Genomic DNA, 15,627 nt, shown 5'->3' with positions numbered 1-15,627 from the left:
GGGTCGGTCGTGGGCGCCGGGGAGGCGCCGGCCGCGGGTCAGACCGGGTAGGGCTCGCCGCAGATGTCCGCCGGGAGGCCCGTGTCGCAGCGGTTGCCCTGGAACTCCAGCCCCCCACCGGGCGGGAGCGACGGCAGGGCGGAGGGGTCGCCGACGAAGACGTCCATGTCGACGGCGACCGACCCGGTCGGCGTCGTGCCGGCGGGCAGGAGGGCGTGGTTGTCCCCGAAGTAGTTGTTGGACACCCGGACGTCCTCCACCGGCCCGGCGTCGGACCCGGGCAGCGTGGTCAGCACCAGTCCGGCGGCCGGGGGGGTCGGCGACGGCGCACCCGCCGGCAGGTCGGCCGTGTTGTCGGCGATGACGTTGCCCGCGACCGTGACGTCGTCCGCGTCGACCACCTGCACGCCGATGCCGGAGACGTAGGACTCGACCTCCCCACCCTGCAAGCAGTACCGGTCGTTGTCCGTCGAGGTGTTCCCGCTGATGCCGAACCCGCCGCTCGGGACCTCGGTCGAGACGTCGTCGGCGAGCAGCAGGCCGATGCAGTTGCCCGTCAGGGTGTTCCCGGTGACGCGGCCGCCGCGCGCCTCCCGCAGCGAGATCCCGACGTCGTAGCCCTCGACGTGGTTGCCGGAGACCGTGGCGTCGGCACGGTCGGAGTCGACGACCGCGACACCGGCGGTGCCCGAGTCCGGCAGCCTCGCCGTGCCGCGGTCGAGGCCGACCTCGCGGTTGTCCGTGATCCGGACCGCCGTCGAGTCGACGGCGACGACGCCGTAGCGGTCGTGGGCGGAGCCCGACGTGCCGGCCACCCGGAAGCCGTCGGCTCCCCGGGCGACGATCCCGCTGGCGGGGTGGTGGTGGGTCGACAGGCCACCGACCAGGACCGGGCCGTCCGGATCGAGGAAGAACAGACCGGAGACGTCGTCGGCGAGCGTGTCCGGGTCGCCCTCGGCGTCGGCGCGCTCCTGCGCCTCCCAGCAGGGGGTCGAGCGGACCGCGGGCAGGTCCCGGACGGTCCGCCACTCGGGCCACACGACGTTGGTCACCCCCGCGCCGGCGCCGCGGACGGTCAGGCCCTTGCCCTGGACGCAGACGGCCTCGTGGTAGTCCCCGGGTGCGATGCGGATGGTGTCGCCCGAGCGTGCCGCGTCGACGGCGTCCTGGATCCGGGTGTACTGCTGCCCCGGCCCGACGTGGAGCGTGTGGGGGCCGCCGTGGGCCGAGGCGGCCCCGGCCGGGAGCGCCGCGACGAGCAGGACCCCCGTGGCGGCGACGGCCGCGAGACGGGCGGCGCCGGAGCGGGTCCGCCTCCTCGTGGAGGGGTCCATGCGGTGGCCTCCCTGGTCTGCGGGCGCCGGGCGCAGCGCCGCAGGTCGCCCGCCCGCGGCGGGGACGGGACGGCGGGCTCCGCCGTCGTCGTCCGCGCTCACGCCGCCGGCGAGCGGTCCCGGTTCACGAGGATGGCCAGCTGGGTCCGGCCGCGGACGCCCAGCCGCCGCATGGAGGCGGTGAGGTGGCTCTTCACGGTCGCGAGGCTCAGGAACAGCCGCCGCGCGATCTCCTCGTTGCTCAGCCCCTGCGCCACCAGCTCGGCGACCTCGCGCTGCCGGTCGGTGAGCCGGTCCAACGGGCGGCAGGGGACCTCGGCCGGTGGCGTGGGGTCGGTCAGGTAGCGCACCAGCTGGGTGGTCGCCGAGGAGTCGATGGCCGGCTCGTGCCGGGCCAGCGCGCGCACGGCCTCGACCAGTCGCGCGGCGGCCGAGCAGCGCGGCAGGTAGCCCCGGACGCCGGCCCGCAGCACCTGCACGAGCTCGGGACCGGCCTCCTCACGCGGCTCGGCGAGCACGAGCACCGCGGTCCCCCGGCGGCAGAGCTCACGCAGCAGCGGCAGCGTGGCCCCCTGCACCAGACCCTGGCGGGCGACGACGACCTGGGCGGGCACGTCCTCGATGGCGGCGAGCGCCCCGGGCAGGTGGTGGGTCTCGGCGACGACGGCCATGTCCGGCTGCGCCTCGAGGACCTCCCGCAGCCCCAGCCGGAAGACCTCCCGGTCCTCGCACAGCAGCACACGAACCAGGCTGGACGGCGGCCGGATGGCCAGCGGGCGCGCCGGCCTCAGGACCGGCCGCGGACGGGGCGGCGTGCTCCGTCCCCTGACCGGCACGCCCGGTGCCGGGCCGACCGGTCGCCATGTCCCGCGTGCCGCGGGGCCCGGGCCCTGCAGGACGTCGTCGGAACTCATGCGTTCCTCCTGTCCGGGTGGCGCTGACGGGGCTCCGGGCGGGATCTCCGACCGGGGGACCCGTCCGTCTCAGTCGGACGCGCCGAACGGTAGCGCGCAACCGTCCGGCGTTGCCAGGTAATGTGCACGCCCTTCACAGGTCCCGTCCAGGTTCGTGTGCACAGGGCGCGGGAGTCCCCCGGCGTGTACGCCGGGCCTGCACGGAGAGTGGCGAACCGGGTACGGAGGTCAGCCGCCGACGGGGCCGGCCTCCCAGCCGGGGCCCGGCCGGGCCGTGCGGTTGACGTGGATGGCCAGCTGCGTCCGGTCGCGCAGACCCAGCCGGCGCAGGGCGACGGTGATGTGGCCCTTGACGGTCGCGCGGCTGACCTGGAGCCGCGCCGCGATCTCCGCGTTGGTCAGGCCCTCGGCCACCAGCTCGGACACCGCCTGCTGCCGGGCGGTGAGCGGGTTGCGCCCGCCGGTCTCGTCGGTCCCCGCCGAGCTCCGTGCGCCGTCGAGGTGGTGCAGCAGCTCGCCGGTGACGGCGGCGTCGAGCAGCGTCTCGCCGCGGACCACGGAGCGCACGCCCTCGACCAGCCGGTCGGAGCTGACGGTGGTGTACACGTAGCCGCGGGCGCCGGCGCGCAGGGCCTCGACCAGGTCGCCGCCGTTGCCGGCCTCGCCGAGCAGGACCACCCGGGTGCCGGTCGCGGTCAGCGCCCGCACCAGCTCGGTCATCGCCGGCCCCTGGGCGCCCAGGCCGAGCAGGGTGACGTCGGGGTGCAGCTCGGTGGCGAGCTCGAGCGCCCGTGCCGCGTCGGCCGCCTCGGCGACGACGAGGAGGTCGGGCGCCCAGCGCAGCACCGCGCGCAGCCCGTGCCGGAGCACCTCGTGGTCGTCGCAGATCAGGACGCGGGCCGGGGGGCCGGGAGGCCGGAGCCCGTCGTGAGGCGGTGGAGGCCGGAGACCGTCGTGAGGCGGCGGGACGGTTCCCTCCAGCTCGCCACCCATGCGTCTGCTCCGCTCAGGTCCGATGCACGGCGCCCGGCGCCGCTGGTCCCAGGACCCGGAAGTTAGCGACGGACGGTCACCCGCCGCCACCGATCAACGACGCGGTGAGCGTGATCGGCCTCCGGTTTCATACCCGAGTCGCGGTCTCCCGGTCCGGAAGGTGGGCGTTGCCCCCGTCCCCGGGCGCTGGACCCCGGGACGGGCCACCCATCCCGCCGGTGCGCACCCTCGCGACCGGGCGTCCCCTCCCCGGGACGGGCGCGACGGATCCGACCCGTGGCGCTGTCGGACGGCCGTCCCGCCGCCCTAGCGTCCTCGGGCATCCGTCCCGGCCCGCCGGCCGCACCGGTCCGCCGGCTCCCTGCCGGCCCACAGCGACGCTGGAGTGCCCGTGCACCAGACGATGATCATCGCGAGGATGACCCCCGCCGACGCGGACAAGGTCGCCGACGTCTTCGCCCGCTCCGACGCGACGTCGATGCCGTACGAGATCGGGGTGCGGCGCCGGCAGCTGTTCACCTTCCACGACCTCTACGTGCACCTGATCGAGTTCGACCGCCCCGAGCAGGAGGCCATGGCGGTCGCCCAGTCGCTGCCGGCGTTCCGGGCGGTCAGCGAGGAGCTGCGGCCCTACATCGTCGCCTACGACCCGAACTGGCGGTCGCCGCGGGACGCCATGGCGCGCCGGTTCTACGAGTGGTCGGCGGAGCGGTCGTGACCGCGACGACGCCGGCCCGGCCGCACGCCGCGGCGCCCGGGTCGGTCGACTGGGTGAGCTGCCCCAGCTGCGGCTGGCTGCTCTACCGCAAGCGCCTGGACCGCAACCTGTCGGTCTGCCCCGAGTGCGACCACCACCTGCGGCTGGGCGCCCGCGCACGGATCGCGCTGCTGGCCGACGACGGCAGCTTCGACGAGCGCGCCTGCCCGCCCGGGCCCGCCGACCCGCTGGACTTCACCGACCTGCGCGACTACCGCGACCGGCTGCACGAGGCCGCCGCCCGCTCCGGCGAGAGCGAGGCCGTCGTCCTCGGCACCGCCCGCATCGGCGGCACCCCGGTGGTCCTCGCCGCGATGGACTTCGGCTTCCTCGGCGGCAGCATGGGCATCGAGGTGGGCCGCCGCGTCAGCGCGGCCGCGGACCTCGCCCTGCAGCGCGGCCTGCCCCTGGTGACCGTCTGCGCCAGCGGCGGCGCCCGCATGCAGGAGGGCGTGTTCTCGCTGTTCCAGATGGCGCGGGTCAGCCACGCCTTCGCCCAGCTGCACGAGTCCGGCCTGCTGTCGGTCTGCGTGCTCACCGACCCCACCTACGGCGGGGTGTCGGCGTCGTTCGCCACCCTGGCCGCCGTCCTGGTCGGGGAGCGGGGCGCGCACGTCGGCTTCGCCGGCCCGCGGGTGGTGCAGGAGACCATCCGGGCCGAGCTGCCCAGCGACTTCCAGACGGCGGAGTTCCTGCTGGCCCACGGCCTGGTCGACCGGGTGGAGAGCCGCGCGGAGCTGCGCCCGCTGCTGGTGCGGCTGCTCGAGCTGCACGGCCGCCGTCCCGCTCCTCCCCCGGCCGCCGCCCCGGCGCCGGCGCCGGAGGTGCCCCGGGACGACGCTCCGGCGGGCGAGGGCGCCGAGGACGCGGACGCCTGGGACGTCGTCCAGCGGGCCCGGGTCGCGGGCCGGCCCACGACGCTGGACTACCTGCATACCGTCTTCGACGACTTCGTCGAGCTGCACGGCGACCGCGCGTTCGCCGACGACCCGGCCGTCGTCGGCGGGGTCGCCGTCCTCGACGGGCGCCCGGTCGTGGTGATCGGCCACGAGAAGGGCCACTCGGTGCGCGAGCGGGTGGCGCGCAACTTCGGCATGCCGCACCCCGAGGGCTACCGCAAGGCGATGCGGCTCATGGCGCACGCCGAGACCTTCGGCCTGCCGGTGGTCACGCTGGTCGACACCCCCGGCGCGCACCCCGGGCCGGCGGCCGAGGAGCGCGGCCAGGCGCACGCGATCGCCGAGACCATCATGCGCAGCAGCCGGCTGCGGGTGCCCGTGGTCGCGGTGCTGACCGGCGAGGGCGGCAGCGGCGGGGCGCTGGCGCTGTGCACCTCCGACCGGCTGCTGGTCCTGGAGAACGCCTACCTGTCGGTGATCAGCCCGGAGGGCTGCGCCGCGATCCTCTGGCGGACGGCGACCGCCGCGCCCACCGCCGCGCGGGCGATGCGCCTGGGCGCGGCGCACCTGCGGGCCAGCGGCATCGCCACCTCGGTGGTGCCCGAGCCGCCCGGCGGCGCGGACGCCGACCCGCTCGCGGCCGCCGGACTGGTCCGCGCCGCGCTCGTGCGCGAGCTCGACGAGCTCGCCCGGCTCGACGTCGGCACCCTGCTCGGCACCCGGGCCGCCCGGCTGGCCCGCATCGGCGGCGACGGCGACCGGCCGCTGCGCGTCGTCGGGCCCGCGCCCGAGGGAGGTGGCGGGGATGCGGCCCGCTGAGCTGCCGGCGCGGCCGGGACAGGCGGCGGAGGAGCCCGTGGCCGGGGACGAGACCAGTGGCCTGCACCACGAGGTGGTCGAGCTCGCCCGCGCCCTGCCCGGGCCGCTGCGCCGGCTGACCGTCCGCAGCGGCGACCGCGCCGTCGAGGTGGAGTGGGCGGCCGACGCCGTCCCCGCGGCCGCCCCGCCGGCGCCGGTGCCCGGCGGGCTGCAGGCCGTCGCCGCGCCCTCCGGGCCGGCCGGGGTCCCGGAGCCGGCGGGCGAGGAGCCGGAGGTCCCCGAGGGCACGATCGCCGTCCGGGCGCCGCTGGTGGGCACCTTCTACGCCGCGCCCTCCCCCGGCGCGGAGCCGTTCGTGCGGGTCGGCGACGAGGTCGAGGCCGGCCAGACGCTCGGGATCGTCGAGGCGATGAAGCTGATGAACCCGATCGTGGCCGACTCCGCGGGCGCGGTGGCCGAGATCCGGGTCGGCGACGCCGAGTCGGTCGAGTACGACCAGGTCCTGGTGCTGCTGCGCCCGTCCGGGGGACCGAGGTGATCGGCCGGCTGCTGGTCGCCAACCGCGGCGAGATCGCCGTCCGGGTCGCCCGCGCCTGCCGGGAGCTCGGCATCGAGGTCGTCGCCGTGTACTCCACGGCCGACCGGCGCTCCGCCGTCGTCGAGATGGCCGACGAGGCCGTGCACATCGGCCCGCCGGCGCCGCGGGCCAGCTACCTGCACGTGCCCAACGTCGTCGAGGCGGCGCTGCGCAGCGGCGCCGACGCGGTGCACCCCGGCTACGGCTTCCTCTCCGAGGACCCCGACTTCGCCGAGATCTGTGAGGCCGAGGGGCTGACCTTCGTCGGCCCGCCGCCGGAGGTCATGCAGCAGATGGGCAACAAGGCCACCGCGCGGCGGCTGATGGCCGCGGCCGGCCTGCCGCTGCTGCCCGGCGTGGTGGACCCGGTGCGCACCGCCGAGGAGGGCCTGGCCGTCGCCGCGGAGATCGGCTACCCGGTGATCATCAAGGCCGCGGCCGGCGGCGGCGGCCGGGGGATGACGGTGGTGCACGACCCCGCCGACTTCGCCGAGGCGTTCGCCACCACCCGCACCGTCGCCCGGGCGGTGTTCCGCGACCCCACCGTCTACGTCGAGCGCTACCTGTCCGGCGCCCGGCACGTCGAGGTCCAGGTGCTCTGCGACGCCCACGGCAACGGCGTGTACCTCGGCGAGCGCGACTGCTCGCTGCAGCGGCGGCACCAGAAGCTGCTGGAGGAGGGCCCGGCCGGGCACCTCACGCCCGAGCAGCGGGCCGGGCTCGGCGAGATGGCGGTCCGCGGCGCGCTGTCGGTCGGCTACAGCGGCGCCGGGACCGTGGAGTTCCTCGTCGACGACGCCGGGCGCGCCTACTTCATGGAGATGAACGCCCGCATCCAGGTCGAGCACCCGGTCACCGAGCTGCTGACCGGCGTGGACCTGGTCCGCGAGCAGCTGCTGGTGGCCGGCGGGGAGCGGCTGGGGCTGCGGCAGGAGGACGTCGTCGTGCGCGGCGCGGCGATCGAGTGCCGGATCAACGCCGAGGACCCCGCCCGCGGGTTCGCCCCGGCACCCGGCCGGCTCGACGTGCTGCGCGTCCCCGACGGCCCGTGGACCCGCTTCGACACCGGCTACCGCCAGGGCGACGAGGTCAGCCCGCACTACGACTCGCTGCTGGGCAAGCTCGTCGTCTGGGCGCCGGACCGCGAGCAGGCCGTGCGGCGGATGGACCGTGCGCTGGCCGAGCTGCGCGTCGAGGGCCCCGGCGTGCACACCACCGCCGCCCTGCACCGCGCGCTGCTGCGCGACCCCGACGTGCGCGCCGACCGGCACGACGTCCAGTTCCTCGACCGCCGGCTGCCCGACCTCGTGGCCCGCGCCGCGGCCATCGCCGCGTCCCGGGAGCCGGCCCTGCCCGCCGCGCGCGGCGCGCTGCACCTCGTCCCGGCCGGCGACCCCGCCGGTCCGGTGCCCGTCCCCCACTCCCGTCCCGAGGAGGACCCTCCCATGTCCGCTGCCCCGTTCACCCAGGCCGACCTCATGCAGCTGCTCACCGAGAAGGCGGGCCTGCCGGCCGAGGCGCACACCGACGACCCCGACGCCCGCTTCGCCGACGTCGGCCTGGACTCGCTGGCCTTCCTGTCCATGCAGACCGAGCTGCAGGACCGCTTCGGCACCGCGATGCCCGACGACAGCCCCGACAACTACACGTTCGGCGAGATCGTCCGGGCCGTGTCCGCGGCCCAGGCGCAGCCGGCCTGATCCCCGTCCCGAACGGAGCGCCCCCATGAGCAGCACCGTCGAGCCCGGCCTGACCGTGGGCCACACCGACAACTCGATCCTCATCCGCGCCGACCTCGACCACGTCTGGTCGATGACCAACGACCTGCGGTCCTGGCCGGACCTGTTCACCGAGTACCGCAGCGTCGAGATCCTGGAGTCCACCGACACCTGGTTCCGGTTCCGGCTGACCATGCACCCGGACGAGTCCGGGCGGGTGTGGAGCTGGGTGTCCGAGCGGACCCTCGACCCGGCCACCCACGAGGTGCGCGCGCGCCGCGTGGAGCCCGGCCCGTTCGAGTTCATGGACATCCACTGGAGCTACACGGCCGAGGACGGCGGCACCCGGATGCGCTGGGTGCAGGACTTCCGGATGCGGCCGGAGGCACCGGTCGACACCGAGACGATGACCCGGCGGATCGACGCGAACAGCAAGGTCCAGATGGGGATCATCCGGGACAAGGTCGAGGCGGCCGCGAGCCGGGGAGCGGTGGGGTGACCGCGCCGCGGGGTCCCGCGGTCGTCCTGCCCGGGGAGGAGGGCTCCCGCCCGGGCATGGTCGACCCGTGGCTGGCCGACCCGGTGGCCGCGGCCACCGTGTCCGAGGTCGACGCCGTCGTCGGCCGCGACGTCGCCGCCTGGTGGCGGGACCCCGCGACCGCCCCCGACCCCGTCGCGGCGCACCTCGAGGTCGTCGTGACCGGGGTGGCCGGCTTCCGCAGCCTGACCGCCCGCGGGCTGTTCCCGGCGGTCGTCGCCGGGCACGGCGTGGGCGAGTTCGCCGCCCTCGTCGCCGCCGGCGCCCTCGAGCTCGACCAGGTCGTCGAGCTGGTGCACTGGCGTGCCGAGCTGCTGTGCCTGGCACCCCGGCCCTCCTGCGCGGGCCTGGCAGCCGTCCTCGGCCCCGGCGCCGAGCAGGTGGCCCGCGCCGCCGTCGCGGCGGTCGGCGGCGACGGCCCGCTGTGCGTCGCCGCCCTCGACGCCCCGCAGCGCACGGTGCTCTCCGGCGGCCGCACCGAGCTCGCCCGCGCGGCCGAGGTCGTCCGCGAGGCGGGCCTGGAACTGGTCCGGCTGCCCGGCCGGGCGCCGTGCCACGGGCCCCTGATGGAGCCGGTCGCCGCGCACCTGGCGACCGCGCTGGCCGACCTGGACTGGTCGGTCCCGCTGGTGCCCGTCGTCCCCAACGCCGACGGGGAGCCGACCCGTGACCCCGGTCGGCTGCGCTCCGCGCTGCGCCGCCACCTCACCGCACCGGTGCTCTGGGAGGCCACCTCCCGGGCGCTGGCCGGTGCCGGCGCGACGTCCGTCGTCGAGATCGGCGCCGTCCCGGTGCTCGGGCCGCTGGTCGCCCAGGTGCACCCGCACCTGCCCGTCCACCTGGCGGCGGGACCGGGCGCCCCCGTCCCCACCGCCGTCCCGGGTCCCGCGCTCGCGGGCTCGGTCCCCACCTGACCCGCTCCCGAGGAGAGACATGACGACGATCCAGCACGCGCCGGCCACCCCGACGCGCTGCGGCCCCACCGTCCACCGCGCCGACACCGCGCCCAACCGCCGCCGCGGCGGGGACATCCGGGTGCTGCTGTCCCCGGCCAGCGTCGGCTCGACCGCCGGCTTCATGGGCACGCTCACCCTCGAGCCCGGCGAGGTCGTGACCGAGCACTGGCACCCGTACTCGGAGGAGTTCCTCTACTGCCAGGAGGGCGACGTCCTGGTCACCCTCGACGGCGAGGAGCGCCGCCTGGTCGGCGAGTCCGCCGTCCACATCCCGATCGGCGTGCGGCACCGGATCGTCAACGACACGGGCACGACGGCGACGTTCGTCTTCCTGTGCGGTCCGCTGGCCCCCCGGCCGGAGCTGGGCCACGTGGACACCGAGCTGCCCCCGGGCGTGCGGTGAGCGCCGACCGGCGCCGGGTCGTCGTCACCGGCATCGGGGTGGTCGCCCCCGGGTCGATGGGCCGCGAGGGCTTCTGGGACATGCTCACCGAGGGGCGGACGGCGACCCGCCGGATCACCTTCTTCGACCCGTCCCGGTTCCGCTCCCAGGTGGCCGCCGAGGTGGACTTCGACGGCCGCAAGCTCGGCCTGACCGCCCACGAGGTGTTCCGCAACGACCGCTTCGTCCAGATGGCGATGGTCGCCGCCGACGAGGCGGTCGCCGACAGCGGGCTGCGCTTCGGCGCCGACGACGGCCCGGACGGCGACCGCGTCGGCGTGACGCTGGGCAGCGCGGTCGGCGCGACGATGCGCCTGGAGCAGGAGTACGTGCAGGTCAGCGACTCGGGACGGCTGTGGGAGGTCGACCCGCGGTACGCCTCGCGGTTCCTCGCCTCCGCGCTGGTGCCGAGCTGCGGCGCCACCGAGCTCGCCGTCCGGTTCGGCGCGCACGGGCCGGCGACCGTCGTCTCCACCGGCTGCACGTCGGGCATCGACGCGGTCGGCTACGGCGCGCAGCTGGTCGAGGACGGCGACGCCGACGTCGTCATCGCGGGGGCCAGCGACGCCCCGATCTCGCCGATCTCGATGGCCTGCTTCGACACCATCCGGGCGACCACCGACAGCAACGACGACCCCGAGCACGCCTCCAAGCCCTTCGACGCCCGCCGCAACGGGTTCGTCATGGGCGAGGGCGCGGCGGTGCTCGTGCTCGAGGAGCTCGGGCACGCCCGCCGCCGCGGCGCGGAGGTGTACTGCGAGATCACCGGCTACGCCAACCGCTGCAACGCCTTCCACATGACCGGGCTCAAGCCCGACGGCACCGAGATGGCCGAGGCCATCACCCGGGCGCTGGACCAGGGCCGCATCGCCCCGGACGAGGTCGGCTACGTCAACGCGCACGGCTCGGGGACCAAGCAGAACGACCGGCACGAGACGGCGGCGGTCAAGAAGAGCCTCGGCGCCGCCGCCGGCAGCGTGGCGATGAGCTCGATCAAGTCGATGGTCGGGCACTCGCTGGGCGCGATCGGGTCCATCGAGATCGCCGCGACCGCGCTGGCGGTGCAGCGCGGCGTGCTCCCGCCCACGGCCAACTACGAGGTGCCCGATCCCGAGTGCGACCTCGACTACGTGCCGAAGGTGGCGCGGGAGCAGAAGGTCGACGTCGCCATCTCCGTGGGCAGCGGCTTCGGCGGGTTCCAGTCGGCGATCGTGCTGGCCGGCCCCACGCGGAGGGAGTCGTGACCGGGCTGCTCGTCACCGGGATCGGCGTCGTCGCCCCCACCGGGGTCGGCGTCGAGGAGCACTGGGCCTCGCTGCTCCGCGGGGAGCCGGCGATCCGGCCGCTGGAGGGCTTCGACGCCGCCCGCTACGGGGTCCCGCTGGCCGGGCAGGTGCGCGACTTCGTGCCCGCCGACCACGTCTCGCCGCAGCTGATGGTGCAGACCGACCGGTGGACGTGGATGTCGCTGGCGGCGGCCACCCTCGCGGCGCAGGACGCGGACTACACCGCCCCCGAGGACGACGTCTACGCCACGTCGGTGTTCCTGGCCTCGGGCTCGGGCGGCAACGAGTTCAGCCAGCACGAGATCCAGGGGCTGTGGGCCAAGGGCCCCCGGTCGGTGGGCGCCTACCAGTCGATCGCCTGGTTCTACGCGGCCTCCACCGGCCAGGTCTCCATCCGCGACGGCTTCAAGGGCCCCTCGGGCGTCGTCGTCACCGAGGGCGCGGGCGGGCTGGACAGCATCGGCTGGGCGCGGCGGGTGGTCCGCCGCGGCACCCCGGCGGTGCTGGTCGGCGGCACCGAGGCCGGGCTGTGCCCGTACGCGGTGCTGTGCCAGGCCACCGGCGGCCGGCTGTCGGGCGCCGGGCGCCCGGAGGACGCCTACAAGCCCTTCGACCGGCGGGCCAACGGGCACGTCGTCGGCGAGGGCGGGGCGATCCTGCTGCTGGAGGAGCCCGGCGCGGCTGCGGCCCGCGGCGCCCCGAAGGTGTGGGGCGAGGTCGCCGGCTACGGCGCCACCCACGACGCCCACCACCACGAGGACCCGGCGCCCGACGCGACGCAGTACGCCCGGGCGATCCGGCTGTCGCTGGCCGACGCCGGCGTCTCCCCGGACGAGGTCGACCTGGTGGTGGCCGACGGCGCCGGCGTCCCGGAGCTGGACCGGCTGGAGCTGGAGGCGATCGGCGCGGTGTTCGGCGGGCGGGCGGCCCCGGTGCCGGTGACCGCGCCGTCGTCGTGGACCGGCCGGCTCATGGCCGGCGGGTCGGCGCTGAACGTGGCGACGGCGCTGCTGGCGATGCGGGACGGGATCGTGCCCGGCACCGCCTTCCTCGACGACCCGGTCGAGACGCCGCCGGGGGTCGAGCTGGTCCGCGCCGGCCGCGTGCAGGACCTGGCCACCGTGGTGGTCCTCGCCCGCGGCGCCGGCGGCTTCAACAGCAGCCTGGTGCTGCGCCGCCACCGCGCGGAGGAGGCCGCGTGACCGCCGCGGGAGAGCAGGCCGGCATCCGCACGATGCTGCGGATGCGGACGCGCGAGGGCTGCGAGGCCGCCTTCGAGGCGGCCTGGCGGCGGGCGGCCGCCGAGATCGCCCGGGTGCCGGGCAACCTGCGCCAGGAGCTGGTGCGCGACGCCGACGACCCGCGCACGTTCGTCATCACCAGCGACTGGACCGACCGCGCCAGCGTCGACGCGTTCGGCCGCAGCAGCGCCCGGGAGACGCTCACCGAGGCGCTGCGCGACCTGCGCGAGGACGCCGCCCGCAACACCTACGAGGTGCTGGCCGTCGTCCCCGGCGCGGGGCGGCCGGTGGAGGCCCCGGCATGACGGCACCGGGGACCGGGGGGAGGGCGGCCGCCCCCGGGGTGCGGACGGTCCTGCGGGTGCGCGCCCGGGAGGGCTGCGAGGACGCCTTCGCGGCGGCCTGGCAGCAGGCGGCGGCCGCGGTGGCCCGGGTGCCGGGCAACCTGCGCCAGGAGCTGGTGCGCGACGCCGACGACCCCCGCTGGTTCGGCTTCGTCAGCGACTGGACCGACCGGGCGGCGGCGGACGCCTTCGAGGGCAGCGCCGCGCGGGAGGACCTCACCGCGGCGCTGCGCGACCTGCGCGAGGACACCGCCCGCGAGACGTCCACGGTGCTGGCCGTGCGGCCGGCCGAGCCCCGCCGGCCGGTGCGCATCGACTTCTCCACCAGCGTCGCGCCCGGCGAGCAGGTGGCCTTCGAGCGCGCCTACACCACGGTCACCCAGCGGATCGGCGACTCGCGCGGCTACGTGCGCGAGGAGCTGCTGCGCGACGCGAGCGGGCTGCGCTACCACATCTTCGCCGAGTGGGAGTCCGAGGACGACTTCGTGCAGTGGGTCGAGGACCCCTCGCACATGGCGGCCGGCGCGCCGCTGGCCCGCTGGCACTCGGTGGAGTTCCGGCGCGAGGTGCTCGAGATCCGCCAGCGGACCGATCCGGACGCGGACTTCCCGCCGCTGCTGCCGCCCGGCGGGGACGTCGAGGTGGCGCGGGTGCGCGTCGACTCCGCCGTCGCCGTCGAGCCCGGGGAGCAGGAGGCCTTCGAGCTGGCCTACCTCGCCGCCGCGCAGCTGGCCCGCAGCGCCCCCGGCCACGCCCGCGAGGAGCTGCTGCGCGAGTCCGACGGCCGGCGCTACCACGTCGTCGCCGAGTGGGAGTCCGAGCAGCACTTCACCGACTGGGCGGCGGAGCCGGGCAACTGGGCCGCCGGGCCGCTGGGCCGCTGGCTGACCCGCGGCGAGGACCGCCGGGTGTTCGCGCTGCGCGTGCGCCCGGAGCCGCCGTCGGCGACCCCCGTCCCCACCCCCGTCCCCACCCCCGTCCCCGCCGCGGTCCCCGTGGCGCCGGAGCCGGACCCGGAGGCGGTGGCCGGGCCGCCGGTCACCACGGTGCCCAGCGCCAGCGTGCAGGAGTTCGTGGAGAAGCCCGACGACGAGCACGCGGCCGCCGCGGCGGCGCTGCCGGTGCCGGCCGACCTCGGGGACGCCTCGCGCACCCCCGGACGCGCGGTCGAGGTGCTCGTCGTCGGCGCCGGGCCGGCCGGTCTCACCCACGCCATCGAGCTGGCCCGCCGCGGCGTCGCCGTCCGGGTCGTGGACAAGCGCCCCGAGGCCTCCACCCAGGCGGACAAGGCGATCGGAATCCACTGCCGGACGATGGAGATCTGGGAGGACCAGGGCATCGTCACCGAGGCGATGGACGCCGGGATCTGGCTGCACGGCCAGACCGTGTTCGTCAACGGCGTGCAGACCCACCAGGTCGACTGGGCCGGCCTCGACGAGCTGCCCTACGCCCACCTCGGGCTGCCGCAGTACGAGACCGAGCGGCTCCTCGGCGCGCGGCTGACCTCCCTCGGGGTGGTCGTCGAGCGCGGCGTCGAGCTGGTCGCCTTCTCCCAGGACGACGAGGGCGTCACCGCGCGGCTGCGGCACGCCTCCGGCGAGGAGGAGACCACCCGGGCGCAGTACCTGGTCGGCTGCGACGGGGCGCACAGCGCCGTCCGCTCGGGGCTGGGGCTGGCCTTCGAGGGCGGGCTGTCGATGTTCCCGCAGCTGTTCATGCTCGGGGACGTCGACGTCGACTGGGACCTGCCCGCCGGGCACCTGGTGCGGTTCGTGCGCATCGAGAACGAGGACGACTTCACCGGCATGCTCGTCTGCGTCCCGCTCAAGGGCCGCAACCGCTACCGGATCGCCACCCTGGCCCCGCAGCGGTGGCAGGACGCGGTCGGCTCCGGCGTCGTCCCGCCCGGCTTCTGGCAGGAGTACGAGCCGCCGACGCTGGCCGACATGCAGGCCGCCATCGACGACCTGGGCCCGCCCGGGACGACGGCGAGCAACCTGCGCTGGTCGTCGATCTTCCGGATCAAGCACGGCATCGTCGACCGCTACCGCGAGGGGCGGGTCTTCGTCGCCGGCGACGCCGCGCACCTGCACCCGCCGGCCGGCGGGCAGGGCATGAACACCGGCATCCAGGACGCCTGGAACCTCGGCTGGAAGCTGGCCCTCGCCGTCCGCGGGCTGGCCGCGCCGGGGCTGCTCGACAGCTACGAGGGCGAGCGCCGTCCCGCCGGGAAGATGATCGTCGACCGGGCCGTGGCCATCGCGTTCACCGACGAGATGGACATGGAGGACGAGAAGGCGCAGTTCCTGCTCGAGATGCAGATGACCATGAACTACGCCGGCAGCCCGCTGGTGGGCGAGGCGGCCCCCGGCGGCTTCCCCGCCGGGCCCGAGCCCGGGCACCGCGCGCCGGACGTGCACGGGCTGCGGCGCTTCGGCGTCGCCCACCCGCTGCGGCTGTTCGACCTCACCCGCGGCACCCGCTCCACGCTGCTGCTGTCGGTCGACGCCGGCGCGTCGGAGGAGCAGGTGTCGGACCTGGAGAAGCTGGCCGTCGGCGTGCGGCAGCAGACCCGGGGCGAGGTGGGCGCCTACCTCGTGGCCGCTCCCGACGCCCGGGTGCCGTTCCTCGTCGACCTGCCCGTCGTCCGCGACGCCGAGGGCTCCTTCGCCGCGGCCTACGGCACCGCGGGCGCGGGGACGGCGGCCTACCTGGTCCGTCCCGACGGCCACGTCGGCTTCCGCTGCCGCCCGCTGGACGAGGCCGCCCTGCTCGACCACCTCGCCGGCGTCTTCGCCCCCTGACCGCC

14 protein-coding genes are annotated in these 15,627 nt (G+C 76.3%); 11 read left to right on the top strand and 3 right to left on the bottom strand.

Annotated elements, in window-relative coordinates; all coding sequences use genetic code 11:
- Positions 1-38: 38 nt before the first annotated feature.
- From ACI8AB_RS10095 to ACI8AB_RS10085, 3 genes are all read right to left on the bottom strand, one after another.
- Positions 39-1,334 (bottom strand): right-handed parallel beta-helix repeat-containing protein, encoded by a 1,296-nt coding sequence (locus ACI8AB_RS10095; protein WP_456950026.1) that lies wholly within the window; start codon positions 1,332-1,334, stop codon positions 39-41.
- Between the two features lie 98 nt (positions 1,335-1,432).
- Positions 1,433-2,074, bottom strand: coding sequence for a response regulator transcription factor (locus tag ACI8AB_RS10090; protein ID WP_387991130.1), 642 nt, complete (start codon positions 2,072-2,074; stop codon positions 1,433-1,435).
- A gap of 402 nt (positions 2,075-2,476) precedes the next feature.
- Positions 2,477-3,241, bottom strand: a complete 765-nt coding sequence (locus tag ACI8AB_RS10085; protein ID WP_456950025.1) for a LuxR C-terminal-related transcriptional regulator — start codon at positions 3,239-3,241, stop codon at positions 2,477-2,479.
- 403 nt (positions 3,242-3,644) lie between these two features.
- Here ACI8AB_RS10085 and ACI8AB_RS10080 point away from each other — a divergent pair, with 403 nt between their 5' ends.
- From ACI8AB_RS10080 to ACI8AB_RS10030, 11 genes are read left to right on the top strand one after another with little or no spacing between them, the layout of a single operon-like run.
- Positions 3,645-3,959: a TcmI family type II polyketide cyclase gene (locus tag ACI8AB_RS10080; RefSeq protein ID WP_387991358.1), complete on the top strand. Its 315-nt coding sequence runs from the start codon at positions 3,645-3,647 to the stop codon at positions 3,957-3,959.
- A complete protein-coding gene (locus ACI8AB_RS10075; RefSeq protein ID WP_456950024.1) occupies positions 3,956-5,716 on the top strand; it encodes an acetyl-CoA carboxylase carboxyltransferase subunit alpha in 1,761 nt (586 codons plus the stop codon). Before ACI8AB_RS10080 ends, ACI8AB_RS10075 begins: the two co-directional genes overlap by 4 nt.
- Positions 5,703-6,254 (top strand): acetyl-CoA carboxylase biotin carboxyl carrier protein, encoded by a 552-nt coding sequence (gene accB / locus ACI8AB_RS10070; RefSeq protein WP_456950023.1) that lies wholly within the window; start codon positions 5,703-5,705, stop codon positions 6,252-6,254. Before ACI8AB_RS10075 ends, accB begins: the two co-directional genes overlap by 14 nt.
- Positions 6,251-7,993, top strand: a complete 1,743-nt coding sequence (locus tag ACI8AB_RS10065) for an acetyl-CoA carboxylase biotin carboxylase subunit (RefSeq protein WP_456902052.1) — start codon at positions 6,251-6,253, stop codon at positions 7,991-7,993. Before accB ends, ACI8AB_RS10065 begins: the two co-directional genes overlap by 4 nt.
- Before the next feature lie 25 nt (positions 7,994-8,018).
- Positions 8,019-8,510, top strand: a complete 492-nt coding sequence (locus ACI8AB_RS10060) for an SRPBCC family protein (protein WP_456950022.1) — start codon at positions 8,019-8,021, stop codon at positions 8,508-8,510.
- Positions 8,507-9,463: an ACP S-malonyltransferase gene (locus ACI8AB_RS10055; RefSeq protein ID WP_456950021.1), complete on the top strand. Its 957-nt coding sequence runs from the start codon at positions 8,507-8,509 to the stop codon at positions 9,461-9,463. Before ACI8AB_RS10060 ends, ACI8AB_RS10055 begins: the two co-directional genes overlap by 4 nt.
- 19 nt (positions 9,464-9,482) lie before the next feature.
- Complete coding sequence (locus ACI8AB_RS10050) at positions 9,483-9,908, top strand: cupin domain-containing protein (protein ID WP_387991150.1); 426 nt, start codon at positions 9,483-9,485, stop codon at positions 9,906-9,908.
- On the top strand, positions 9,905-11,191 hold the full coding sequence (locus ACI8AB_RS10045) for a beta-ketoacyl-[acyl-carrier-protein] synthase family protein (RefSeq protein ID WP_456950020.1): 1,287 nt from the start codon (positions 9,905-9,907) through the stop codon (positions 11,189-11,191). Before ACI8AB_RS10050 ends, ACI8AB_RS10045 begins: the two co-directional genes overlap by 4 nt.
- Positions 11,188-12,435, top strand: a complete 1,248-nt coding sequence (locus tag ACI8AB_RS10040) for a beta-ketoacyl synthase N-terminal-like domain-containing protein (protein WP_456950019.1) — start codon at positions 11,188-11,190, stop codon at positions 12,433-12,435. The genes ACI8AB_RS10045 and ACI8AB_RS10040 overlap by 4 nt, the downstream gene beginning before the upstream one ends.
- Positions 12,432-12,779, top strand: a complete 348-nt coding sequence (locus ACI8AB_RS10035; protein ID WP_456950018.1) for a putative quinol monooxygenase — start codon at positions 12,432-12,434, stop codon at positions 12,777-12,779. The genes ACI8AB_RS10040 and ACI8AB_RS10035 overlap by 4 nt, the downstream gene beginning before the upstream one ends.
- The gene (locus ACI8AB_RS10030) at positions 12,776-15,622 is read left to right on the top strand and encodes an FAD-dependent monooxygenase (protein ID WP_456950017.1); all 2,847 of its coding nucleotides are present in this window, start codon (positions 12,776-12,778) and stop codon (positions 15,620-15,622) included. Before ACI8AB_RS10035 ends, ACI8AB_RS10030 begins: the two co-directional genes overlap by 4 nt.
- The last annotated feature ends 5 nt before the right edge of the window (positions 15,623-15,627 follow it).

The sequence above is a fragment of the Geodermatophilus sp. SYSU D00698 genome, from assembly GCF_054050335.1.
The sequence above is the reverse complement of the archived record's forward strand: the minus strand, read 5'-3'. Positions and strand labels throughout refer to the sequence as shown.